This window comes from Bacillales bacterium, assembly GCA_035700025.1.
In the GTDB taxonomy this organism is placed as follows: domain Bacteria; phylum Bacillota; class Bacilli; order Bacillales; family DASSOY01; genus DASSOY01.
In genome coordinates, this window is the sequence record DASSOY010000035.1 from 24656 (window position 1) to 48911 (window position 24256).

Sequence of the window (24256 nt, forward strand, 5' to 3'; positions counted from 1 at the left end):
TTACTATTCTCACCCTCAAGCTGTTTTTTGATGGCTAACAATCGGCTTCGGAGTAGGTTTCGGAGAAATGTGTGAGGGCAAACGATCGCAAAAAAACCCGAACCGAGAAATCACTTCTCGATTCGGGTTGAGCAGCCATTTTCGTCATTCATCATCCCATTGAACGACAAGCCTTCGCGGTCCGGTTTGCGCTACGCTTCCGCCTTTCGGTTCGATCGTAACGACGATATGGTGAAATTGGCCGACGCCTGAACGCCGAACGTATAAACTCGCGACCCCTTGCGTTACCTTCAGCAAGCCGGCGTCCCGCCTGTCATTGTTCTTGACGAGCCACGCCTGATAATCTTTTCCGCTGACGCGCGGGAGTCCGTCGAGAAACAACAACAATTCATCCGTTGACCGGTTCAGCCATAAATAACCTTCAATGTTTTCGTCGCTTACCGAGACATTTTGCACATTGTTCGCTCCGGGAATGTTGACAAAGTTTGCCGCTCTTCCGTCCACAACACCGTTCCCCGGCCGCTCCGAATGTTGCGGCATACCCGGCGGGAACATATCGACAAGCGCGAACACCATCGCCAATGCCGCAGCTGCCGTGAAATAAAAATGCGGACGAAGCATCCTTTTCCACGGCCGACGCACGCGAGCCGGCTGAAGACGACGCATCAACTTTCTTTTGACGCCAACGGACGGGGCGTCAAGCCGTTCTGCTGATTCATCGTCGAACATCGCCGCCCACTCGCTTTGTTGCTCTTGACACACCTGGCAATCGGGCAAATGCCGCTGAAAAGCTTCGCTTTTGTCCTTAGCCAGCCGGTTCAAAACAAAATCGACGACTTCTTCCTCTCTCCATCCGTTTCGACAATTCACGGCTCCCGCCTCCTTTCAACCGCGGATTCGGGCCAACCGAACTGCTGCAATTGTTTTCGCATGTTGTGAATCCCATATCGAATCAACGACTTCACCGTTCCGACCGGACGCTTCATGTGCGCGGCAATCTCTTTTTGCGTGCGGCTTCCATAAAATTTTTCAAAAATCGCTTGTTGTTGGGATTCAGGTATTTGCGTCAATGCTGAATATACCGCTTCGCCGTCAACTTTTTTCATCACTTTCTCTTCCGTTGAAAAGCCAGGATCCGCAAACAACGTTTGCCAGCCTTCTCTCGGTTCCTCAACGACGACGCGCTGCTGCTTTCTCAGCCGGTCAAGGCAGCGGCTTTTCGTTTTCACCGCCAGCCACGCGTTCACGCTCCCCCTCGACGGATCGTATCCGGAAGCTTTCCGATAAACTTCGAAAAACACGTCGTGACAAACGTCTTCGGCTTCCCTTCGATCTTTCATCACTTTCATAGCAACCGAAAACACGAACGGCGCCATTTGCTCGTAAAAAGCTTCGAATGCTTCCATCGAGCCGCCTTTGATCTCAGCCATCAACATTTGCAAATCGTCGGTCGGTTTCAATTCGATCTCCACCTTGTCTACCAGCGTTCGCCTCGTCTTCCAGATTGAATGAACGGGTTTCCTTGTTCGTTAACAGGGACCCCGGCGGCCGGCACCGCCTGATTGCACGACGAATGATGATCGAGCCCCTTCATCTATTATTAAATTAAAACGAGACAGCGGAAAAAATCAAGTCATTTTCTGACAATCGTTCCCGAGAAAAAATTCACCGCAGGATAAATCAAACGACACTGCTGCCTCGTACCCTAAGTGAAACCATCAAATTCATCATTTCAAAGGGGGAACGATTGATCATGTTCAAAAAAGTTTTATCGGTCTTTTTGTTTATCTTGTTAGGCTTCGGTTCGTTTTCCGCTGCCGTGCCGACCGCTCACGCAGCTGGTGGGATCGAACTGTATACTTCGTATGCGGGCATTTCCGTAACGCCGGGAGAATCGATTGATTACAACGTGGACTTGATCAATACCGGCTCAAGCATTAAGCAAGTTTCTTTCGAAGTTAAAGGATTGCCGAAAGATTGGAGTTACAAGTTGACTTCCGGCGGTTGGGATTTGAACGAATTGGCGGTCAAGCCGGGAGAAAGTCAAGCGTTCACGTTTACCGTAAATGTCCCGCAAAAAGTGGACAAAGGCACGTACAATTTTACGCTGTCGGCCGACGGGGATGGAGCGCACGCCGATTTGCCGTTGTCGGTGACGGTTACGAAACAAGGAACGTTCAAAACCGAATTGAATGTTGAACAGCCGAACATGCAGGGACATGCCGATTCCGATTTCACTTACACGGCGACATTGGAAAATCATACGGCGGACAAGCAAAGATATGCGCTGTCTGCAGACGCTCCGAAAGGATGGGACGTCGTATTCAAAGCGGACGGGAAGAATGTGACGTCCGTTGTTGTAGAGCCGGGATCGTCCAAAGACATTGATGTTACGCTCAACCCGCCGGAAAAAGTGAAAGCGAAAACGTACAAAGTGATGATCAAAGCCTCCAACGGCTCAACTAAGGCGCAAAACGTGCTCGAAGCCGTCATCACCGGAACGTACGAACTTGAACTGACGACGCCAAGCGGAAGATTAAGTACGGACATTACCGCAGGCGACGAAAAGACGATTCAATTAAAAATCGTCAACAACGGCTCCTCGCCTCTTCGGAATATATCGCTAAGCGCTGATACGCCTCCCGGCTGGAAAGTCGAGTTTGAACCGAACGAGATCGATAAAATCGATGCGGGCAAATCGAAAATCGTCGAAGCCACGATTACGGCTTCCGACAAAGCCATTGCCGGCGATTACGTCGTTCAAATGAGCGCTTCTGCCGACGAGGCGAGTGACGACGCGGAATTTCGCATTTCGGTCAAAACATCGCTGTTATGGGGATGGGTAGGCGTACTCGTTGTCATTGCCGTCGTAGCGGGCATTTACTATTTGTTCCGTACATACGGGAGGAGATAGACGATGGCCGAAGTCATCATCTCGCTCGAGCAATTGACGAAACAGTACGATGAAACGACGGCAGTCGATCATTTAACGTTGCACATAGAAAAAGGTGAAATCTTTGGTTTGCTCGGCCCAAACGGCGCCGGCAAGTCAACAACAATCTTAATGATGCTTGGGCTAACTGAGCCGACTTCCGGTGCTGTTTCCGTTTGCGGCGTCGATTCCATTCGCAATCCAATCGAAGTCAAACGGAAAGTTGGTTATTTGCCGGACGACGTCGGATTTTACGACGACCTCTCCGGTCTCGACAATTTGTTGTATACCGCTCGCTTGAACCGCGTGCCGATGCAAGAAGCGCGCGAACGCGCAAAAACGTTGCTCAAACGTGTCGGCCTCGCCGAATCCGCCGACAAAAAAGCTGGGAAGTATTCGCGCGGCATGAGGCAACGGCTCGGGTTGGCTGACCTTTTAATCAAAAATCCCGAAGTGATCATATTGGACGAACCGACGCTCGGCATTGATCCGGAAGGGGTGCGCGAATTTTTGCAAATGATTCGCCGGCTCAGCCGGGACGAAGGCATCACCGTGCTGCTTTCCTCCCATCATTTGCATCAAGTGCAGCAAATTTGCGATCGCGTCGGCTTGTTCGTTCGCGGAAAACTGCTCGCCGAAGGCGACATTCGCACGTTGGCCGACGAATTGTTCTCTGGTCGTCCGCTCGTTGTGCAAGTGAAAGCCCCGGAAATTCCGGAATCATGCCTTGAAAAGCTGAACGGTTTGGACGGTGTGACGAACGTCTTTCGGGACAAGTCAGGGCTGTCGATTGAATGCGAAAAAGATGTGACGGCTAACATTGCCCGCACTATCATCGATGCCACAGGATCGTTAGACGCCATTTCGAAACGGGATTACGGGCTGGACGAGATTTACCATCAGTATTTCGAAGGAGGTGAAGCTCGTGCGCAACCTTAATTTTCGTAAAACCGCTTCCGAACCGAAACGAGGCATTGATCCGTTTTGGGTTATCGTACAAAAGGAAATCGGCGACCACATCACGAGCTGGCGTTACATCATTTTATTGGCCATCATCGCGCTCACGTGTCTCGCCTCTTTGTATTCTGCGTCACAAACAATTCGCGACGTCGTTTCAGAAAACAGTGACAAAGATTTCACCGGCACGTTCCTTTTCTTGAAATTGTTCACGATTACGGGCTCTGAAACAGCATTGCCGTCTTTTGTCACGTTCGTTTCCTTTCTCGGACCGCTGCTCGGCATTGCCCTCGGTTTTGACGCGATCAATTCCGAACGTTCGAAAGGCACGTTGAGCCGCATGATGTCTCAACCAGTCCCGCGCGATTACATTATTAATGCCAAATTTGTTGCGGCTCTGACAGTTATCAGCATTTTGTTTTTCGCGCTCGGCTTTCTCGTCATGGGAATGGGCATTTACATTTTCGGTATCCCGCCGACCGCGGAAGAATTTTGGCGCATCATTTTCTTCATTGTCTTGAGCATCGTCTACGTCGCCTTCTGGCTCAACTTGGCGATATTGTTCTCCGTACGTTTTCGCCAGGCGGCGACTTCCGCGCTTTCGGGTATCGCGGTCTGGTTGTTTTTCAGCGTTTTTTACAACATGTTGATCGGTTTAATCGCCAATGCGACCGCACCGGCAAAACAAGCCGTTCAATCTGTCGCGGCGCTCATGCACCACCAGTCGTTCATTTTCTTTTTGACACGGTTGTCACCGAGCCAATTGTTCAGCGACGGAACGACGACATTATTGACGCCTTCTGTTCGTTCGCTCGGCCCGCTGACGATGCAGCAAGTCGTCGGAGCGATCCCAAGCCCGCTGCCGCTCGGACAAAGCTTGCTGCTCGTCTGGCCGCAGGTGACGAGCTTAATCGCCGCAACTGCCGTTTGCTTCGGAATTTCTTATTTGTTGTTCATGCGTCAGGAAATCCGTTCGCGGTAATCGAAAATCCAATAAGATTCATCCAACCGTCTCGACAAGAGACGGTTTTTTTCATTTCTTTACGAATACAACCTTTGATAGAGGTTAGACTTGTCTTTATTGCCTGCCTTTGAAACAATAAGAAAAGCTCGGAAATAGAAAGGATGTTTCTAATGACGAAAGCATCCATCATTTATAACCCAAAAGCAGGGAACAAGAAGCTGTCTTCAGCCATGGATCAAATCGTCGCCCGGATGCTGGACGCATACGACTCAGTATCTCTGTATGAAACCAAAAAACCCGGAGACGGCGCGGACTACGTCCGCAGGCTGGAAAACAAAACAGACGTCGTCGTCACCGCCGGCGGGGACGGGACGGTCAACGAAATCGCCGGAACTTTATGCGCACTCGACAATCGCCCGTCCTTGGCAGTCATCCCCGGCGGTACGTGTAATGATTTTTCGCGGGCGATCGGCATGGCGCAACATCCGTTGAGAGCCGTTGAGCAAATCGTACGCGGCAAGAAAAAAAGCATTGAAGTCGGCTGTTTTGAAAATCGTTATTTTCTTAATTTTTGGGGGATTGGACTCATTACCGAAGTCTCGTCCGAAATCGATCCGCGCAAGAAAGCGTCGCTCGGCAGACTCGCGTATTACATAAGCGCGCTGCAAAACTTAAGCAACCCGAAATCGTTTCATCTCCGGCTGGAAAGTGAAGACAGACACTTTGAAGGTGAAGCGGTCATGGTGATCGTCGGAAACGGTCCGTTTACTGGCGGCGTGCGCGCCTTTTTTCCCCGCTTGGACGTCGGCGACGGAAAATTGGACGTGTTGATCGTGAAGCGAACCTCCTTGCGTTTCATTTGGTCATGGCTGCACTCGAAAGTTTATGAAACATTTCCCGTACAAGAAGACAACCTGATTCATTTCCGCACGAAAAAGCTCCGGATCAGTGCCGATCCCGAGCAGTTGGTCGACTGCGACGGCGAAAGAGGCCAATATACACCTGCCGAAGTCTTTGTATTACCCGAACATTTAGATGTCCTCATCGGCGATTTGCCGAATTAAAAAATAGGACCATATCAACCACGTGCCGTAATCATCCTGTTTTACGTCATCAATGCCGCGATCCGAGGTGACCGTGGCTTCTCCTTGCTTTCCTTTCAACTCCGCTCCGCTTTCATCGCTGATCACTTTGACTTCGTGCCCCGCGTCATGGAAAGCTTTCATCGGATCGGTATATTCGACGTCCTTAAAATTATCCGTTAACACGCAAGCGATTTCGGCATCCATTCACTCCTCCTCTGTGGCCTCATAATTTCCGTACCCGAGCTGAACCGGGGCGTAAACTCAACAATTTCGCGTTTAAAGCGCGTCTGCCGCGGGAAACTAATTACTATCAAGCGTTTAGGAAAGGAGAGAAAGTTATGGATCAAGAAAAACTGAACGAACTCATTGAAGGACTGAACGTCGACTTGGCCGCCGAATATTCCGCGACCATTCAATATACGTACTACGCGTCTACGGTTACCGGAATGGCTTTTCAAATTTTGAAACCGTTTTTCGAAAAAGAAATCCCGGATGAACAGGGACATGCTTTATACTTATCGGAAAAAATTAAAACGCTCGGCGGCGAACCAACGACGAAAGCTTCGGAAGTGAAACCGGTCACGGAAGTGAGCGAGATGCTCGAAGAGGCACGAAAAGCGGAAAAAGATACGATCGAACGATACGAACAAAGGAAACGATTGGCTGAAGAACTCGGACTGACGGAACTCGTTGTTAAATTGGAAGACATGATCGCCGACGAGACGCGGCACATGGAAGAGATGATGCGTTTATTGCAAGACAAAAGATTAAGCTGATGTTTATACGTGAGAGGGTGCTGCAGCGGCACCCTTTTTTTCGTGCATGTCCCGGGACATCCGCCGTATTCTTGAAAAGATAGGTCGTTGCATCAGTCGATGTCCCCAATCGGGACATAGTCTATGGATAAATGGACCGAATGCAGCTTCGTCTCGGTTCACTTTTAATCCATCACATAGGGGGAATTCATAAATGAATCGCTGTTGCAGGTGGATGCCTCCGGTAGCGATGCCGGCGGTTTACGATCCGGCGAGAATGAGTGTCGTCGATGTTTATCATCCGGTTGTCGTCCCGCATGTCCATGCTTCTCATACGCAATATAGACATCATCAAGTCGTTGAACATCGACATTTCTATCCGCATACGGAGTCGCAAACGTGTGACACAACGCAGCATAACGTCAATTGCGGTTGCCCGGCTCCGGATCCGTGCCACGAAAAAGGCTAGAGAAAAAGTACGGGAGCTCCCCGTACTTTTTACGTTTCTTTCTCGATTTTTTTGTTCAAATGGACACCGGCGAACCAAAAGACGAATGCAATTCCAAGCGCAAAGCTGATCAAGCTTCGCATCCCTTCACCACCCAAGATGAGCGACCCTTCATAGACGAGCGCCTGCAGCAACAATAAAGCAACCACAATGCGCAAAAAAGATCGTTTCCTATCTTTGAAAGAAACAGGATACAATGCTTCCCAATTTCCGCCGGTACGAATTTTCCACATGGTGAATAATTGTAGGCCCGACATATACAAAAGCAACAAAAAGACGACGATCCGCATCCAGCCGGCGGGCAAAACCCAGAGTAATGCCGCACCGACGATTAATAGCCGCATGAAAACGCCGAAAAAATCGCCGGAACGAACAAACGTCTTGTAATAATATACGGAAAACACGGACGTCCGCCGAAAAGGGATACGGACGATTCCGCTCAACAGTCTTCGCGGTTTGATTCGGTTTTTCAATTGCGGCACATCGGTGAACATGTTCGCCATTCGGTAAAAAGCGGCTGACTGTGCCGCCTCCGCCTCAAGCAGACGTTCCCACTTCAAAGGATGTTCGCGCTGAACCGGTTTCCAAATGAGAACATAAATCAACAACAAGATGATCGCCAATGCCAGTAATAAGTAAAATGAGGCGTGACGAAACAGCAGCCAAAAGAAAAGAAAGTTGGCGGCCGTGCGAAGCGACAATGACAAATACCGCGGTTGGCGGTGCTGCAAATGCAGCTCGTTCCATTTTCCCGTCACGTTCCAATACTTGACCGCGAATGCCACGATGACCGTTAAGGCAAACATACCCGTTCGCGGATCGATGCGGTCAAAATAAAAAGGGGAGAGCAAAAACAGCACGAACAAAAGAACGGCGCCTTGAACCATGAATGAATAGTGGATCGCTTTTTGAAAAAAAGGATCCAACCGCTGTTCCATCGGCAGCAAGAACACTAGATCGGCCGGCTTGACAAAAGTGCGGATCGGACTCCTTGTCAAATAAAACGTCAAAACGGCAGCGGTCACTAGCGCGGAAGGAAACTCCGGAGAAAGTTCCCGGAGCAAAACGCTGTAATAATACGCGCCGAGGAGAAAAGCGACATAGACGGAAAACATGAATCCGCTGTTTCCCATCAGACGTAAATAAAGAATCGCTTCGTTCCAAAAAGCGGACCGCCTCTCTTTCCACATGGTTTCCGGAGTCATCATCGCCCGTCCCTTCCCGTCACTTGCACATAAATGTCGTGCAGCGATGCGCCGGGCATTTTCGTTTTTTCCCGAAGTTCGTCCAGTGTGCCTCGAAGCATAATTCGTCCGTCATGCAAAATGAGAAAACGGTCGCAATATTGTTCCGCAGTGGATAATATATGCGTCGACATGAGAACACCGGCGCCTGCCTTTTTCATGGCCGTCATAAGATCGAGAAACGATTGAATGCCGATCGGGTCGAGGCCGACAAATGGTTCATCGACAATGTAAAGCGGCGGCTGCACCAAAAAAGCGCACATGATCATCACTTTTTGCCGCATCCCCTTTGAGAAATGACCTGGAAACCATTTCCGCTTGTTTTCCATGCGAAATTCTTTCAGTAACTGATCGAACCGTTGTTCAAACGTTTCTTTATCCAGCCCGTAAGCCATTGCCGTCAATTCGAGATGTTCTTGCAACGTCAAATGATCATACAATACCGGTGTTTCCGGAATGTACACGCAATTTTGCCGGTAAACGTCTTTTTCTTCTAGAAATCGTTTGCCGCGCAAACGAATTTCACCGCCCATCGGCTCGAGCAAGCCGAGAATGTGTTTAATGGTCGTAGACTTTCCTGCGCCGTTCAACCCAATCAAGGCGACGACTTCCTTTTCGTTTACGTCGAAAGACAAATCGTGAAGAACCGGCTTGCGTTGCGAATACCCGCCAGTCAAATGGTCAACGTTCAACAAAGGTTCCATTTGGCGTCTCCTTCTCTTCGATTTCCATCTACGAGTTTACCATATTTTGTGGACAAATGCCTTCACGCGAAAAAAATGCCCCCATGACGCGGGCGCATAAAAAAACAGGAAACCAAACGGTTTCCCGAAAGCGGGAGTTGTCGAGACTCCCTTGAATAACCATACCTTTTGGGGAGGTTCTGGTTATATGATAATCATATTGTACCTGTTTTTCTCCGATTCGTATAGGGACAAATCGGTGACACAACGAAAAAAATTTTTTTTAACGTTGTTCACGCTTGAAAATGTAGCCGCCTTGCCTTCTTCCCTTAATGACGGTGTGCGCCGGTCCGAGTTTTTCCCGCAATCGTTTGATTGATTTCCGGACGCTGTTCATTTCAATCGATCCGTTCCAAATTTCTTCAGCAATTTCTTCAGTTCTCACGATCTCCCCTTCATTTTCAATGAACAACAGCAACAAGTCCGATTCGTGATCGGAGAGATAGCTTTTATCTTCGTTCGAACCGACCCAAAATTCCTTTTTATGAAAATATGTCCCATTTCCAAGAGAAATCATTTCTTCGTTCGAAACGGATGATGAAGGGGCTGTCAACAATGAAAATAATTCATCCTGGTCCTTGACCATATTTCGGACGATCGAGAACGGTTCGAGCAAGATCGCCGCAATCCCGATTTCTTTCGCCAGCTGTTGTTCTTCACTTGTAGGAGATTTTCGCAGCATCAAAAATACGGGGGGCATACGTTCACTCATGAGCGTACGGCAGAGCGCCCAATGTTTCTCCTTCGGAGCAAAGACACCGATGATCAACCGGTCGCAATTGCGCAGAAACCGTTTGTGGCGTGACAGATGGTCGAGCTGCAGTACACGTACCTTTCCGAACAATCCGAACAGCTTCGAAACCGTCGCAGACAAATATGCATCATCGGTGCAAAGAACGATTTTCTCATTCATCGCTAACCACCTCATACTTTGCCTTTCCATAAAATGCAGGCAGTTGTATCGCTCTTTCTTGATCCGAATCTGTTCCCTCGATGTATATTCCTTGTTCCATTCAGTGACGGATCATTTGCAATTCAGGCGGCAATCAGTATCAATATCAACCGATGCCGTTGATTAAAGTTCGACTTTTTTATGTAGGAAACGGGTAACTCCCATTATTCGCGCCGCTTTGAACGAGTCCATACGAACGCCGTACGGGTTACCTGGAATTCGAACAAATCCGACATTGGAAAACGGTTTCCTCCATCAAACAACATAGTTCAATTATACCATGGAAATGAAAGGAAAAGGAATTGGTTTGTTAGTTCGTTGTCTCCGGCTTGATTGCTGCGTTCAACTGTTTTGATCGACATTTGGTAAAAAAAAGACACCCACTGGACGTGAATGCCTTTTGCGAACGAATCATCGAAAGATCAACCGTCGGGAATACAAATAGTACCCGCCGGCAATAAGCAAGAGCAACAGGAAAAAGAAAACCCATGCTTGGTAGCCTCCGTAAGCGGGAGGCGGCGGACCCGGCGGCTGTGGCGGCGGAGGAATCTGTCCGGCCGGACGATAAACCGGGGGTGGATCAATTGGCGAACCGAAAGCGTCGTTCGGATTCGGCCCGTAAAAGCTATAAGGCGCAGCCGTCCATCGAGGCGATGGCACGACCGCAGGCGGGGTCATTCCAAAACGACTCGGATAAACCATTTGCAACCTCCTCCTTGCTGTATTCAGTTCCTTTTTTCGACGATAGCGCAGGTCAAACCAGCTTAAGTGATGAGTCACAGTTAAGAATCATCGAGTCCGGCCCGGGTATTTTTATGATGAAACGGTTACGATAGTCTATGTCGTTTACCCTCGTTTGCCAAGTCGTCCCGCGCCCAATTCATGTGTGGAAACAAAGAAAAAAGGTTATCATAGGAACAGCAGCGATAAAGGATGGATGAAGACGTGCCTTACATGAACATCGACAAAATCAACATTTATTATGAAACCCACGCGTGCCGCAAACCTTCTTCGGACACGGTGGTCCTTATTCACGGTTACCTATCTTCCGTTTTTAGTTTCAGGCGGATCATTCCGCTGTTGCGCGAAACCTGTTCCGTCGTCGCCATCGATTTGCCGGGTTTCGGGGACAGCGACAAAACAAAAGCGTTTACCTATTCCTTAGCCAATTACGGAAACTTCATCCACAAAGTTTTGAATCGTTTAAACATCGAGAAAGCGGTGTTGGTCGGTCACTCGATGGGCGGCCAGATCGCCTTACACGCCGCAAGACAAGCGCCGTCACGCGTTCATAAGCTTATTTTGCTAGCCAGTTCCGGTTATCTTAAACCGTTCGACAAAAAAATGATCTTGCTGTCCTACCTCCCTTTCTTTTCGGTATTCGTCAAGCGAATGTTTGCGAAGAAAAACGCGGAAGAGGTCCTGCATGAAGTCGTAAACGACCCTTCAATCATTGATCGGTTGATGATTGATCGCTACGTGAAACCGTTACAATCTCGTTCGTTCTACAAAGCGATGGTCGGTTTGCTGAGACAGCACGGCGGAGACTTGACTTCTCAACAATTGCGGGACATCCAAGTTCCCGTTCAACTTCTTTGGGGCAAACAAGACCGGATCGTTCCGTTGTCTATCGGAGAACAACTGCAAAATGACCTCCCGAATGCCAAGCTCCATGTCATCAACGACAGCGGGCACTTGCTTCCCGAAGAAAAACCGGAGGAAGTATTCCGCCATTTATCCGCATTCCTTAACCAATGAACACGGCCGCCCGGAAATATCGGAACGGCCGTTGTTTTTTTATTCGTCTTCGGGATCGTCGATGATCGGTTTAGACAAACTGCTTTGGACCCCCCAATAATAAAATACGAGCGCTCCCGCCGCGCAAATGATCGTATCCCACGGGGCAGGGATGATCGCAGGCTCCATCGACTTCGGAATAAAGCTTCCGAGATAAGACATCACGAACATGAAAAGGTAATAAAATATCAACCAAAGCGAAGCTTTGAAGTGTTTCCCGATGACCTTTCCGTTGTAATCTTCGTTGCGGTCGACAAAGGCGAAATAAAACAAGAGAGAAGGAACGATGATCGGAATGAGGAAGGAAATGACCTTCCAGCCGCCCCAATAAACGACGAGCGTCGCAGCCAAAAACGCCAATGGAGCGAGCACCGATGCGCCTTTCAAATAAAACGGGCGTTTCATCTCCGGCGCACTTTTTCTCAACGCCATTAACGAGGTCGGCCCAACGACGAATGTGAGCGCTTTCGCCGAAGTGCTCGCGACGACAAGCCCTTCCCACACTTGAAATTGCGCCGGCGACATCCAAAGGATGGCTAGAACGAACGTAAGCCAGAGCGCTCCCCTCGGGAGACCCGTACGTTTGTCGATCTTTTGAAACCATTTATAAAACGTTTCGTTTTTCGCCCAAGCAAAAATCGTGCGAGCCGTAGCGGAAAAATAAATATTTCCGGTCGCCGAGGGAGATATGACGGCATCGATCAAGACGAGATTGGCCAACCAGCTCAATCCAAGTACACTAGCCAGTCCTGCCCAAGGAGAATCAAAATTGACGGAACGCCAACCTCCTGCCAATTTACCGTCCGGAACCGCGCCGATAAACGCAAACTGCAACAACAAATAAATCACCAATCCGGCAAGGACCGACAAGATGATTGCTTTTGGAACGTCGGACTGCGGCCGCCTTGCTTCACCTGCAAATTCGACCGGCATTCGGAATCCGTTAAATGCGAAAACGATCCCCGCTCCGGTAACCGCGGCGAATATGCCGTCCAACCCTCCTGGTTTGGCCCCGCCTACGGAGAAGTTGTCAAAGTCCAAATGCATGAACAAAAAAATGATAATTAAGGACGGGACGAGAAACTTAAAGATCGTCACGACCGTGTTTGATTTACCAAAAACGTTAACGCTCCAATAATTAATGAGAAAAAATAAAACGAGCCAGGCGATTTGGAAAAGAAAACCGATCACCGTCGGACTGCCGTCGGCTGCCCCTAAGGCCGGCCACCATACTTGTGCATACCCGCGAACCGCCTCCACCTCAATCGCGGCGACGCTCGAATAGGCAAGCATTGAAATAAAACCGATCATAAAGCCGATCGTCGACCCGTGGGTAAAATGAGGATAACGTATAAATCCGCCCGCGCGCGGCAGCGCCGCCGATAGTTCAGCATAAACAAGGCCGATCAAGATGACAATGACCGCACCGATAATCCATGAAATCCAGACATCCGGACCGGAAACGACAGCTCCTCTCTGCGCGGCGTAAAGCCAACCTGAGCCAATAATCGAACCGACGCCGAGAAAAAACAAGTCGGCGAGGCTCAGTTTTTTCTTAAGCTTCCCTTGTGCCATAATATCCTCCTTTTCGTGAAACTTGATGTTTATCTTTTTCCACGAAAAGAGGTTGTCTGAAACGGGACGAAAGTAACAAAAAGCACCCCTCGGGGGGTGCTTTTTAAGTTTCTTTCTTCGCGCGTCTGCCGTCGACGCGCAACGATTTCTCGGCGTTCAGTCTTTCCAATGTGGCTTGAGAAAGCGTGCCGTCTCCTTCTTCGACGACATAAACTTTCACTTTCCGCTTTCCCCAATGGCGATAAACGTCTTCAACCGTTTCAAAATATAAATCGATTTCATTGCCTTCGATAGCTGAACCAATATCAGCAACGATTCCGTACCCGTATCCGGGGACATATAAAATCGTCCCGATCGGAAACACGGAAGGATCGGCAGCAATCGTCGACATAAAGTCACGCGTGACTTTAACACCGCTGTATGTGATGCCGTACCCAGGATGGTTTGGCGTTTTCCCGGTCGATTCGACTCCAGCTGTATAACCTGTAGCAACGACCATCTTCGATGGCAGCTGGCTCAAATCGCCGGGACGAATCGACAAATCGCCCAACGCTTCTTGTTCCTTGTCGGGTACAGTCTTTTGTTTCAGGCGACGCTCAGACTTCGCGCTTTCTGTTCCCGATACCGCCGAATCAAACGGAGCATGACGACCGAGCCATTGTTCAAGGTCTTTCGTTTCAACTCCGGAAACGGTTTGAAAAGTGGCGCCGAGCGCCCATACGAACAAGACGGTCATAGCCAATCTTCTCAAGCCGGTCTTTACGGTCTCCACTGTTCCACTCCTCTCTTCTCTTCAAAACAGTCTTCCCGAAGAAAAGAAAGATATACGAGGAGGGATATAAGAATACGAACATCAATGAAAAAAACTTTCTTTTCGTTGTACGAAAAGAAAGTTTCTCGCTAAAACATTTGATACCCTTTGACACGCAAGATGCGAATGACGATGCCCGCCGTGACTGCACCTAGAAAACCCGCGCTCAATACGGCGATATCGACCGGTTGCAGACCGGTCAGCCGCGTACCGAGACTGACAATGCTCTCATTGAAATTCGTAATGTATTCATACATGTGAACGCGATCGACGATGAGCACGACGATAAAAGGATACACGACCGCCGGCACCCAAGAAGACCGCAGCAACATGTTGACGATAAAACCGATGCCAAAAAACAACACCATGAAAAGAACGATCGAAATAATGATTTGCGCCGGGTTCATTTGAATCGGCATCTCTCCACCCCCATAATTCCCTTTTTAGTTTACTTCACCCCATAGAGATCGTCAATTTAACGATTTCCGGTGAAAAAAAAGAGAATTGGAGGATTCCAATTCCTTCATCTTTATATTATTTCATTATCGATTCTTTCCGCTTCCATGACAATGCTCGCAGGTCTCGGAACCGCCCAACAGCAACTGGAAGTAACCGCGGCCGCCGCAATACGGACATCTGTTTTGATTCGCATGGTTCGTATGGTTTCTCAATATCCGCACTCCCTTTCTAAGTTTTCAGATAATAATAACAGCTGCTCGAAATCCTGTAAAACCGCTGTTTGGACCGTGAAAGCCGATGAAAGCGAATACAACTCCATATAACACGAATTTTCTTACATTTTCTTATTTTTTTATACGGATAGTGAAAATTTCCGGCCATAAATAACACCCGTTCTTATAAAGAACGGGTGTTGAATGAGTGGTTATCCCAAAAGATTCAATTTCCCTTTTTTCAAGACGAGTCCCGGACCTCCGAGCAACAACAAGTACCGATTGTCAATGATTTTCTTCATCGCGGAAGCCGTCGATCCGTACAACTTATGATCGCCGAATACGATGCCGATCGCCTCACGTCCGCCGAGTGACGCGACGGTGCCTTTGTTGTCATACTTGAACGCCTTCAATGAACCGCCTTTAAGCAACGCTTTCAAGTTGTTCGCGACAGTATAAGCTTCTTGAATAGCAATTTGTGCGGTCGGCGGGTACGGCCGGTCGTTCTCCGGATTCATAACCAGCGCACAATCGCCAATCACAAAGACGTTGTCATAACCCGGTGCGCGCATGTCGTCGCGTACCGGTACTTTGCTGCGATTCGTTTCGAATCCCGAATTTTCAACGATCGCATTCGCTTTAACGCCGCCGGTCCAAACGACTGTTCCGGCTTTGATTTCTTCGCCGGATCCGACAATTACGCTGTTTTCGGTAACTTCTTTGATCATCGTGTCGATTTTGAATTCGACGCCCCTGCTTTCCAGCAAGTTCATCCCATATTCGACGAGTTCTTTGTCAAACCCAGGCAAGGCGGTCGGAGCCGCCTCAATGTTAATCAAACGAACTTTCTCGCGGGGAATGTCGTACTCTTGGCAAAGCTCTGGAATGCGAGCCGTCAATTCGCCGACAAACTCGATACCGGTGAAACCTGCACCTCCGACGACGATCGTGAGAAGCTCGTCTTTCCGTTCGTCTTCGTCATGGTACCTCGCAAATTGATACTCAATGTGATCACGAATTCTCCGCGAGGAATCAATGCTTGTGATCGAAAAGGCATTTTCCTCGAGACCAGTGATCCCGAATGTCGCCGTTTCAAAACCTAACGAAACAACTAGATAGTCGTATTCAAGCTCGTCTTTTTCCAATACGACGCGGTTTTCGTCCGGCTTAATTTCGACAACCGTGTCGACGACTAAATTGACCCGGTTCATGTCGAGCACGTCGCTGATGAGCATGCGGACACGATCTTGATGGAGCGTTCCTGCGGCAGCTTCATGCAGCCAAGTGGTCTGATAATGATAGTTGTGTTTGTTAACGAGCGTAATGTGGGCGTCGTTTACCCCCAATTTCTTCGTCAACTGCGATGCCGTGATCATGCCGCCGTACCCGGCACCTAAGATTACGATTTTCGGCTTTTGCAAAACGAATCACCTGCACTTTTATAATGATGTAAATATATGAGGAAAAATTGACAAAGGCCAATTCTCATCCAGACTTTGTGACATATTTCACTAAGTATGACGCGCACGTTTCCGCGATTCACCAAATCAAAGCAAGATGAATCGCCGCCCTTATTCATGATATTCCTTTTTTCCTCTTATTTCAACCGGAAACCTTTATAATTGGACCAAGGTTACGATATAATGATAAAGGCTTGAAACAAGCATGTTTGCAACATAACCGATCATTGAATACAGGGGGGCTCATTTTGACCAACGAAAATTTATACGACATTACGATCATCGGAGGCGGACCGACCGGCTTGTTCACCGCTTTTTACGGCGGTTTACGCAAAATGAAAGTGAAGATCATTGAAGCGTTGCCCCAGCTCGGCGGTCAATTGTCTGCCCTTTATCCTGAGAAAGATATTTTGGACGTCGCCGGTTTTCCGAAAATCAGCGGTCAACAGCTCATCGACAATCTCGTCCAACAAGCCCGATTTTTTCAACCGACCGAAGTTCTCGGCGAAAAAGTGGAATCCATTGAGAAACTCGATGAACGTTATTTCAAATTAACGACGGATAAAGACACGCATTACTCTAAGACGGTGATTATCACCGCTGGGGTCGGCGCGTTCGAACCGAGACGGCTCCGCATTGAAAACGCAGAACGTTTCGAGGGCAAGAACCTTCATTATTTTGTCACCGACATGAAACAATTCGCCGGTGAAAACGTTCTTGTTTGCGGCGGCGGTGATTCGGCTGTCGATTGGTCGTTAATGTTGGAACCGATCGCCAAACACGTGTCGCTCGTCCATCGCCGTGACACGTTCCGTGCACACGAACAAAGCGTGGAGAACTTAATGAAATCGAAAGTGGAAATCATTACTCCTTACGTCCCGGTGAAATTCGTCGACGACGGCGAACGCATACGTTCCGTCGTTCTTCAGGAAGCGAAAGGCGAAGACGAAAAACAAATCGACGTCGATTCGGTGATCGTCAATTACGGTTTCGTCTCATCCCTCGGACCGATCAAAGACTGGGGATTGGAAATCGAGAAAAATTCGATTGCTGTGAACACGAGAATGGAAACGAATATTAAAGGCATTTACGGCGCCGGCGACATCGTCACGTACGACGGAAAGATCAAGTTGATCGCCACCGGGTTTGGAGAAGGACCAACCGCCGTCAACAATGCGAAATCATACATCGACCCGAAAGCGCGCGTGCAACCGCAGCACAGCACGAATATGAAGTTCTAACTTCTGGCCATACTATGATCGGTGAGGCCAATGAAAATCGCAGTCTTTACAGCAATGGAATGGATCAGGTGCAGCGTCTTGACGATCCTCAGCATACGCTTCGGGGAACGAGGCATATCCAACGTGATCCCGTTTCCGAAAGCGGATGGGGAACGTGAAGAATGGTTGACTCCGATGGAAAGATGGCTGTATGATTCGTTAAAGCAACTCGGGTTTCAAGTGCATGCAAAGAAAGCGCTCGGGCCGTTTGTTCTCGATGTTTGTTTGCCTGAGAAAAAAATAGCGATCCATTGTAAAGAAGAAACGGCGGGTGCGCTTGGGAAAGTTCGGATGGCCGAAAAAAGGCGTTACTTACACAAGCACGGATGGAAAATGATGATGGTTCGCCCGCGTTGCCTCTATCATGACTTCCAAACCCATTTACGAATGCTTTCACGGTTACCGCAACAGTAAAAAGCACTCCATAACGGAGTGCTTAAATGCTGGAACCGTTTTGTCGAATTTGGATTATCTCCCATCGACCAAGGTCAAAGAAATTCAACTCACTTTCTTTTATTGGAAGTGTTCCCGGTGTCGCTGCATTCAAGCGGAATTTGGACAAAAAAAGCATCCTTCCGCCCGCAGGCGAAAAGGTGAAGCTAACATTTTTCCGGCGTGCCTTCGTTTGTCGCTGTTTTGAACGAAGATCCGCAGCCGCATGTGAGCAGCGCGTTCGGATTGTCGATGACGAAACCGCCGCCCATCATGTTTTGTTTGTAATCGATTTTCGTGCCCTGCACGAGCGGCCGGCTGTCCGCGTCAATTAAAATTTTTAACCCTTGTATGTCAAGTTCCGTATCGTCGCCGCGGATCTCGTCATCAAAACTCAATCCGTAGGACAAACCGCTGCACCCGCCGCCTTTCACGCCGAAACGCAAAAACTTTGCGGTGCTCCCTTCGGCTTTCATCATGTCTTTAATTTGTTCTCCAGCTGCTTCCGTAAGCGTAATCACGCGAAATCCTCCTTTGCTCGCGATTTACTTATAGTATAGAAGGAATTTGCCCCGATCACAAGCGGCGCGATCCGCTGCGAAAATACGTGCCTTCGCAAATTTTCACCGCTGGACCGCGCATGAACACTTCGCCGGAAGAGCGCCATTGAATGGCTAAATCTCCTCCAAGCAAGTGAACGGTTACGTTCTCGTCTTTCTTGCTTTTTTCATTTAAAACGGCAGCCACAACTGCCGCACATGCCCCAGTTCCGCAAGCTTGCGTGATTCCGGAGCCTCTTTCCCAGACACGGAAATTCATTTCTGTCGCTGACAGCATTTCAACGAACTCGACGTTCAGCCCCTCTGGAAACAGAGGATGACGGTCCGCTAATACCGGTCCAAATTGCGTCACTGGCGCCGACTCGATCTCGTCCACGAAAAATACGCCGTGCGGATTTCCCATCGACACGCCGGTCATTGAGGCGGTCACGCCGTCGACCGAAACGGGGACGTTGATCAACTCGGCAAATGCGTCCGTCTTCATCGGCAAATCCTGTTTCTTCCAACTCGGTACGCCCATATTTACAGTCACTTCGTCTACCTCGCTGCCGAAAACATGTACGGTGGCTTGAACGAGACCCCCTAAAGTTTCGATCATGAAACTTTTACCGTTGACAAGGTCGTTTTCATACGCATACTTGGCTACGCAGCGGAGGCCGTTTCCGCAGTTTTTCGCTTCGGAACCGTCTTTGTTAAAGATCCGCATTTGGATGTCTGCGGTTTCTGAAGGCAAAATCAAAATTAACCCGTCCGAACCGATCCCTGTACTCGGATCCGAAACTTCGCGCGCAAAGTCTGGAAAAACCGACTCCGGCAGCTCGCGGCCGAAGCCATCGACATATACGTAGCAATTGCCGAGACCGTGCATTTTCGTAAAAGGGAAAGCCTTCATTTCGTGTACCGATCCTTTCCGTACTTCACTTTGAGCGACTGCCGGCTGCACAAATCCTTTGAAAAAAAGCACCGCTATGGCAGTGCTCGTTTTTATTAAAACATCGGGTTTTCTTCCAAATATTGATAAATCTTGTCAACCAACGCTTCTGCCGTTTCCGCCGAAACAAACTCTCCGTTAACAAGCGCGTAAGGGCCTTCCAAGCATAATTCACAGTGGCCGAGGCAAGCATATTCAACAACATCCAGGTTTGGGTCCTTTTCCAATCGTTCCAACGCTTTTTGCGACCCGCTCGCAAGATTGCTCATGCAAAATTCAACGATGGGATTCATGTTATCACCTTCATTTCCCGTCGCTTTAAGTCGAACTGCCGATAGACAGCTCTACCTTCCTATCCTACACACCGAAGCTCCGATAGTCAATCGTCGAGCGTCGACATTTCCTTGAACATTTGTTGAATGCTTGCATGGATCGATTGTCATTCGCGGTTCAATCCGCTATACTTGGCTAGGGATTAGCGTTTTTGACTCGATATGAATGGAGCAGAAAGGGAGAACTATGAGACAGTTACTCGTTTTGGGAGGCGGCTACGGCGGGATGCGTCTCTTGCACGGTTTGTTGAATGACCGGTTGCCGGACGACGTTGCGATTACGCTCGTCGATCGCCTGCCCTACCACTGTTTGAAGACCGAATATTACGCGCTAGCGGCCGGAACGACTTCCGATGCACACATTCGCATCGCTTTTCCGGAACATCCGCAATTGAATGTCAAATCAGGAGCCATCGCGAAAATTGATCTCAAAAACGAGACGATTTATTTAGAAGACGGACAGTCTTTGAAGTATGACGATCTTGTCATCGGACTCGGTTGCATCGACAATTATCACAACATTCCGGGGGCGAAAGACAATACGTTAAGCATTCAGACGATCGATCAAGCTCGTGAAGCTTATCATGCACTCGGAAACGTGAAAGGCAACGGTTCGGTTTCCATCGTAGGAGCAGGGCTGAGCGGAGTGGAACTGGCCGCGGAACTGTATGAGAGCCGACCGGATTTGAATATTCGGCTGTTTGACCGCGGACAAATGATTTTGTCGTCACTGCCGAGACGTATCAGTCGTTACGTCCAACAATGGTTTATCGACCACAACATCGAGATCGTCAACGAGGCCAACATCACGAAAGTGGAGCCTCACGTCATTTACAATCACGATGAACCGTTGGAGAGCGACGAAATCGTCTGGACGGCCGGCATTCGCCCGCATCAGCTGATCGACGAGCTGGAAATCGAAAAAGATGCACGCGGCCGCGTCGTTTTGGATGATCATTTCCAAATTCCCGAATACCCGAACGTATTTGTCGTCGGTGATTGCGCAAGTTTACCGTTCGCGCCGAGCGCACAAGCCGCTGAACTGCAAGCCGACCAAATTGCCTTTATTCTTATGAAAAAATGGAACAATGAACCGGTACCCGAGCTGGCTCCGATTAAAATGAAAGGCGTCTTCGGTTCTCTCGGCAAAAAACAAGGCTTCGGCATGATGGGCAATGCGCCTTTGACCGGCCGCGTTCCGCGCTTGTTGAAGTCCGGCATTCTCTGGATGTACAAAATGCAAAACGGGTAATCGAAAAGAGGGTGACTCAAAAGATTGTTGGAAACGACTTGATGAGTCAGTCTCCGTTCGTTGCCAATAAAGTCAGAAACGCTCATGACAGTCGTTATTTTATTGAAATGAGCGTTCTTTTTTTGTAAATCGCTGACTGAGAACGCTATTTGCCGAAATTGGGGAAAGCACGGATGAAATCCGTAGAAGTTCGGAAAATATATTTAAAAATTAAAGACCTCTGGTGAGCGTTAATTTCATCGACGCAACCAAAACCGGGCATCGCCAAAAGCTGAAGCTTTCGGGACACCCTCTTTTCAACATCGGCAAGTGGAAGCAGAAACGGACAGCCGATCAATCACCCTGTAAATCGATTTAAGCCGAGGGTCGCCCTCGCCCGCGACTTCGCCGTTAACGACGACGAGCGGATAAAAAAAGTCTTCCGCCAAAATTTTATGGCAAAACCATTGTTCTTCCTCGTTTCCCGGCTTTTCAATGTCGACGTATCTCACTTGCATATGCTCCAACTGTTCAGCGGAATAGTTTCTTTGGATCGCCGCTTCGATCCATTCTTTCGTCTCGCGTGACGATGGGGCGTGCAGACAGCTCGGGCACGGGGCGTCCGAACCGTATACAACGATGTCCAAACGTTTCACTTTCCCGCCTCCATAATCAAAAATAGTTGCTTGAAGTTCACTTTTATCTTACAATATTCTTAAGTAAATCAAAATGATAAACGCTTATGAAGTTTTTCATAAAGGAGTCGATTCCGATGTATGAGCAAGTTTCGGAAGTATTGGATAAGCTTCGCCCATTTTTGTTGCGAGACGGTGGAGACGTAGATCTCGTAGATGTCGAGGATGGTGTAGTGAAGGTCCGTCTCATGGGTGCTTGCGGCAGCTGCCCGAGTTCGACGATCACGTTGAAAGCCGGTATCGAACGGGCATTGATTGCTGAAGTTCCCGGCGTTAAAGAACTGGAACAAGTATTTTAACCCAACTTTTACATGACAATCCCTGCACGGACCTGTTTCCGGCAGGGATTTTTTTATGACCACACGTTTTCTTCGACTTTCGTTCGCCATTCGGATTTCGCTCCTCTACCATCAGGACGAAGTACGATTACTTCCGCCGCAGGAGAAGCTGCACGCATTCGTTTGGCCACTTGATCCCCTTTGCCCGGCTCGACAAACGCGATCATCGCCGGTCCCGCCCCGCTCAATGCAGCCCCATACGCGCCAGCACCGCGAGCTGCTTTTGCCACCTGCTTTAGGCCGGGGACAAGAGATTCCCGATACGGCTGATGGAACAAATCTTTCTCCATCATTCGTCCGGCCGTCGCCCAGTCGTTTTTCATGATCGCGGCTACCATCAAGTTGGCGAATGAGCTTCCGGCAACGGCAGATTGAAACGGCAGGTCTTGCGGCAAAACTTCTCTAGCGGCAACGGTTTTTAACTGAAACACCGGAACGAGCACGACCATTTCGATCCCCGGCGTTCCTGCTTGAAAATGATACGTATCGCTGCCGTCTTTCGCGGTAATGACGAGGCCGCCGAACAGCGATGCCGCCAAATTGTCCGCGTGGTTCTCAAGCAAACAAGCCGTCTTTAACCGGTCTTCGGGGGACAATTCTAAATTTAACAGCCGATCGGCGAGCTCGATACCTGCGACAATCGCCGCTGCGCTGCTTCCAAGCCCCCTTGCCGTCGGCAATTCGCAAGTCATCCGCACGCGGCAGGCCGGCGCCGCGGCACCAGCTTCTGCAGCCACGTGCCGTACCGTTTTCGCAATCAAATTATTCTCGTCGGTCGGCAGTCCTTCAAGTTGAGGCGATGCGAGATCGAACTGCCAATTTGCATCTTCCACCGCTTCGAGTCGCAAATAACGGTTCACCGCCAACCCGATCGAATCAAAGCCCGCTCCGAGATTTGATGTACTCCCCGGCACGCATATAGAGAGAACGCGATCCGCCGTCATCTCAACACGCCCCTCTCCAAATAAGCGCGCAACACCTCGGCCTCCGCTTCGATCGTCACCGGCTCAATCGCCGCACTCTTCACCGCAACATCCGGATCCTTCAGCCCGTTGCCCGTTAACACGGCCACGACCCGGCTCCCCTTCTCCACTTGCCCCGTCGCCAGCTGCTTCTTCACCCCTGCCAGCGACGCGCACGACGCCGGCTCCGCAAACACGCCTTCGGCGCGCGCCACCTCGCGGTACGCCGCCAAAATTTCCTCGTCCGTCACGAAATCTATCGTGCCGCCCGAATCATTCGCCGCCGCCTCCGCCTTCGCCCAGCTCGCCGGCTTCCCGATCCGGATGGCTGTCGCCACCGTCTCCGGCCGCTCGATCGGCTCGCCTCTCACGATCGCGGCCGCGCCTTCCGCCTCAAAGCCGTGCATGCGCGGCCGTCCGCTGCCGCTGCGCTCGTCGTATTCGCTGAAGCCTTTCCAATACGCGCTGATGTTCGCCGCATTCCCTACGGGAATCGCCAGCACATCCGGCGCCCCGCCAAGCGCTTCACACACTTCGAACGCCGCCGTCTTCTGTCCTTCGATCCGGTACGGATTGAGCGAATTCACTAACGTGAATCCGCCCGCCTCGCTGATCGAACGGACCATCGCCAGCGCTTCATCGAAATTCCCTCGCACTGCGTAAATTTCGGCTCCGTACATCGAGGCTTGCGCCAGCTTTCCGTACGCGATCTTTCCGTCGGGAATGACGATGACGCAGCGCATGCCGAGACGTGCCGCATACGCGGCTGCAGCCGCCGACGTATTTCCCGTCGACGCGCAAATCACCGCTTCGCTTCCTTCTTCCGCCGCTTTCGCGACGGCAAGCACCATCCCGCGGTCTTTGAACGACCCGGTCGGGTTCGCGCCTTCATATTTTACATGGAGATCGACATCCCACTGCTGCGACAATTTTTCCAAATGGATCAACGGCGTATTGCCTTCATGCAACGTCAATTTCGGTGTTTCGCTGGTGATCGGCAAATACTCGCTGTAACGGTCAATAATCCCTTTCCAAGCCATC

The 24256-nt window shown here is 49.6% G+C and carries 28 protein-coding genes and 1 pseudogene; 11 read left to right on the forward strand and 18 right to left on the reverse strand.

The features are described from left to right. Window positions 1-144: 144 nt before the first annotated feature. Together VFK44_06130 and VFK44_06135 are read right to left on the reverse strand one after the other, a co-directional pair. The gene (locus tag VFK44_06130) at window positions 145-870 is read right to left on the reverse strand and encodes an anti-sigma factor (protein HET7627952.1); all 726 of its coding nucleotides are present in this window, start codon (window positions 868-870) and stop codon (window positions 145-147) included. After that, window positions 867-1460, reverse strand: a complete 594-nt coding sequence (locus VFK44_06135; protein ID HET7627953.1) for a sigma-70 family RNA polymerase sigma factor — start codon at window positions 1458-1460, stop codon at window positions 867-869. The genes VFK44_06130 and VFK44_06135 overlap by 4 nt, the downstream gene beginning before the upstream one ends. A 293-nt stretch (window positions 1461-1753) precedes the next feature. Between VFK44_06135 and VFK44_06140 the strand changes: the two genes are divergently transcribed. The 4 genes from VFK44_06140 to VFK44_06155 all read left to right on the forward strand — a co-directional run bounded on the left by VFK44_06140 (window position 1754) and on the right by VFK44_06155 (window position 5917). Continuing rightward, window positions 1754-2914, forward strand: coding sequence for an NEW3 domain-containing protein (locus tag VFK44_06140; protein ID HET7627954.1), 1161 nt, complete (start codon window positions 1754-1756; stop codon window positions 2912-2914). A gap of 3 nt (window positions 2915-2917) precedes the next feature. Beyond that, complete coding sequence (locus VFK44_06145) at window positions 2918-3871, forward strand: ABC transporter ATP-binding protein (protein HET7627955.1); 954 nt, start codon at window positions 2918-2920, stop codon at window positions 3869-3871. Further along, a complete protein-coding gene (locus VFK44_06150) occupies window positions 3858-4871 on the forward strand; it encodes an ABC transporter permease (protein ID HET7627956.1) in 1014 nt (337 codons plus the stop codon). Before VFK44_06145 ends, VFK44_06150 begins: the two co-directional genes overlap by 14 nt. 152 nt (window positions 4872-5023) lie before the next feature. Beyond that, entirely contained in the window at window positions 5024-5917 is an 894-nt protein-coding gene (locus tag VFK44_06155; GenBank protein ID HET7627957.1) for a YegS/Rv2252/BmrU family lipid kinase, read from the forward strand. Between the two features lie 27 nt (window positions 5918-5944). On the opposite strand, the pseudogene VFK44_06160 reads toward VFK44_06155, so the two are convergent. Continuing rightward, window positions 5945-6142: pseudogene (locus tag VFK44_06160) on the reverse strand (DJ-1/PfpI family protein). A 134-nt stretch (window positions 6143-6276) separates the two neighbouring features. On the opposite strand from VFK44_06160, the gene VFK44_06165 reads away from it, so the two are divergent. After that, window positions 6277-6714 (forward strand): ferritin-like domain-containing protein, encoded by a 438-nt coding sequence (locus VFK44_06165; protein HET7627958.1) that lies wholly within the window; start codon window positions 6277-6279, stop codon window positions 6712-6714. A 193-nt stretch (window positions 6715-6907) separates the two neighbouring features. Continuing rightward, window positions 6908-7162, forward strand: a complete 255-nt coding sequence (locus tag VFK44_06170) for a CotD family spore coat protein (protein HET7627959.1) — start codon at window positions 6908-6910, stop codon at window positions 7160-7162. 29 nt (window positions 7163-7191) lie between these two features. On the opposite strand, the gene VFK44_06175 is transcribed toward VFK44_06170, so the two are convergent. The 4 genes from VFK44_06175 to VFK44_06190 all read right to left on the reverse strand — a co-directional run bounded on the left by VFK44_06175 (window position 7192) and on the right by VFK44_06190 (window position 10842). After that, complete coding sequence (locus tag VFK44_06175; protein ID HET7627960.1) at window positions 7192-8406, reverse strand: ABC transporter permease; 1215 nt, start codon at window positions 8404-8406, stop codon at window positions 7192-7194. Then, window positions 8406-9149: an ABC transporter ATP-binding protein gene (locus tag VFK44_06180; GenBank protein ID HET7627961.1), complete on the reverse strand. Its 744-nt coding sequence runs from the start codon at window positions 9147-9149 to the stop codon at window positions 8406-8408. Before VFK44_06180 ends, VFK44_06175 begins: the two co-directional genes overlap by 1 nt. A 262-nt stretch (window positions 9150-9411) precedes the next feature. Beyond that, a complete protein-coding gene (locus VFK44_06185; protein ID HET7627962.1) occupies window positions 9412-10101 on the reverse strand; it encodes a winged helix-turn-helix domain-containing protein in 690 nt (229 codons plus the stop codon). A gap of 450 nt (window positions 10102-10551) precedes the next feature. Beyond that, window positions 10552-10842 (reverse strand): hypothetical protein, encoded by a 291-nt coding sequence (locus VFK44_06190; protein ID HET7627963.1) that lies wholly within the window; start codon window positions 10840-10842, stop codon window positions 10552-10554. Between the two features lie 252 nt (window positions 10843-11094). Here VFK44_06190 and VFK44_06195 point away from each other — a divergent pair, with 252 nt between their 5' ends. Next, entirely contained in the window at window positions 11095-11898 is an 804-nt protein-coding gene (locus tag VFK44_06195; protein HET7627964.1) for an alpha/beta hydrolase, read from the forward strand. 39 nt (window positions 11899-11937) lie between these two features. Here VFK44_06195 and VFK44_06200 read toward each other — a convergent pair whose 3' ends face one another. The 5 genes from VFK44_06200 to VFK44_06220 all read right to left on the reverse strand — a co-directional run bounded on the left by VFK44_06200 (window position 11938) and on the right by VFK44_06220 (window position 16415). Next, window positions 11938-13512 carry an APC family permease gene (locus tag VFK44_06200; GenBank protein ID HET7627965.1) on the reverse strand — a complete coding sequence of 525 codons (1575 nt, stop codon included), beginning with the start codon at window positions 13510-13512 and terminating at the stop codon, window positions 11938-11940. Window positions 13513-13615: 103 nt separating this feature from the next. Beyond that, window positions 13616-14248: a 3D domain-containing protein gene (locus VFK44_06205; GenBank protein HET7627966.1), complete on the reverse strand. Its 633-nt coding sequence runs from the start codon at window positions 14246-14248 to the stop codon at window positions 13616-13618. 164 nt (window positions 14249-14412) lie between these two features. Continuing rightward, window positions 14413-14742, reverse strand: coding sequence for a YuiB family protein (locus tag VFK44_06210; protein HET7627967.1), 330 nt, complete (start codon window positions 14740-14742; stop codon window positions 14413-14415). 123 nt (window positions 14743-14865) lie between these two features. Continuing rightward, the gene (locus tag VFK44_06215) at window positions 14866-14994 is read right to left on the reverse strand and encodes a YuiA family protein (GenBank protein ID HET7627968.1); all 129 of its coding nucleotides are present in this window, start codon (window positions 14992-14994) and stop codon (window positions 14866-14868) included. A gap of 212 nt (window positions 14995-15206) precedes the next feature. Then, window positions 15207-16415, reverse strand: coding sequence for an NAD(P)/FAD-dependent oxidoreductase (locus VFK44_06220; GenBank protein ID HET7627969.1), 1209 nt, complete (start codon window positions 16413-16415; stop codon window positions 15207-15209). 284 nt (window positions 16416-16699) lie between these two features. On the opposite strand from VFK44_06220, the gene VFK44_06225 reads away from it, so the two are divergent. Next, window positions 16700-17695, forward strand: coding sequence for an NAD(P)/FAD-dependent oxidoreductase (locus tag VFK44_06225; GenBank protein HET7627970.1), 996 nt, complete (start codon window positions 16700-16702; stop codon window positions 17693-17695). 30 nt (window positions 17696-17725) lie between these two features. Further along, on the forward strand, window positions 17726-18148 hold the full coding sequence (locus VFK44_06230; GenBank protein ID HET7627971.1) for a hypothetical protein: 423 nt from the start codon (window positions 17726-17728) through the stop codon (window positions 18146-18148). Between the two features lie 185 nt (window positions 18149-18333). Here the strand turns inward: VFK44_06230 and VFK44_06235 are convergent, their stop codons facing one another. The 3 genes from VFK44_06235 to VFK44_06245 form a co-directional block, all read right to left on the reverse strand. Then, on the reverse strand, window positions 18334-18687 hold the full coding sequence (locus tag VFK44_06235; protein ID HET7627972.1) for an iron-sulfur cluster assembly accessory protein: 354 nt from the start codon (window positions 18685-18687) through the stop codon (window positions 18334-18336). 55 nt (window positions 18688-18742) lie between these two features. Next, on the reverse strand, window positions 18743-19618 hold the full coding sequence (gene dapF, locus VFK44_06240) for a diaminopimelate epimerase (protein ID HET7627973.1): 876 nt from the start codon (window positions 19616-19618) through the stop codon (window positions 18743-18745). Window positions 19619-19713: 95 nt separating this feature from the next. Continuing rightward, on the reverse strand, window positions 19714-19950 hold the full coding sequence (locus VFK44_06245) for a YuzB family protein (protein HET7627974.1): 237 nt from the start codon (window positions 19948-19950) through the stop codon (window positions 19714-19716). 226 nt (window positions 19951-20176) lie between these two features. On the opposite strand from VFK44_06245, the gene VFK44_06250 reads away from it, so the two are divergent. Beyond that, complete coding sequence (locus VFK44_06250; GenBank protein HET7627975.1) at window positions 20177-21241, forward strand: NAD(P)/FAD-dependent oxidoreductase; 1065 nt, start codon at window positions 20177-20179, stop codon at window positions 21239-21241. 296 nt (window positions 21242-21537) lie between these two features. On the opposite strand, the gene VFK44_06255 is transcribed toward VFK44_06250, so the two are convergent. After that, complete coding sequence (locus VFK44_06255) at window positions 21538-21876, reverse strand: DUF1462 family protein (GenBank protein HET7627976.1); 339 nt, start codon at window positions 21874-21876, stop codon at window positions 21538-21540. A gap of 116 nt (window positions 21877-21992) precedes the next feature. Between VFK44_06255 and VFK44_06260 the strand changes: the two genes are divergently transcribed. Next, the gene (locus VFK44_06260; protein ID HET7627977.1) at window positions 21993-22214 is read left to right on the forward strand and encodes a NifU family protein; all 222 of its coding nucleotides are present in this window, start codon (window positions 21993-21995) and stop codon (window positions 22212-22214) included. A 53-nt stretch (window positions 22215-22267) separates the two neighbouring features. Here VFK44_06260 and thrB read toward each other — a convergent pair whose 3' ends face one another. Then, on the reverse strand, window positions 22268-23197 hold the full coding sequence (gene thrB, locus VFK44_06265) for a homoserine kinase (GenBank protein ID HET7627978.1): 930 nt from the start codon (window positions 23195-23197) through the stop codon (window positions 22268-22270). Further along, a complete protein-coding gene (gene thrC, locus VFK44_06270; GenBank protein ID HET7627979.1) occupies window positions 23194-24255 on the reverse strand; it encodes a threonine synthase in 1062 nt (353 codons plus the stop codon). The genes thrB and thrC overlap by 4 nt, the downstream gene beginning before the upstream one ends. Window position 24256 lies beyond the last annotated feature (1 nt).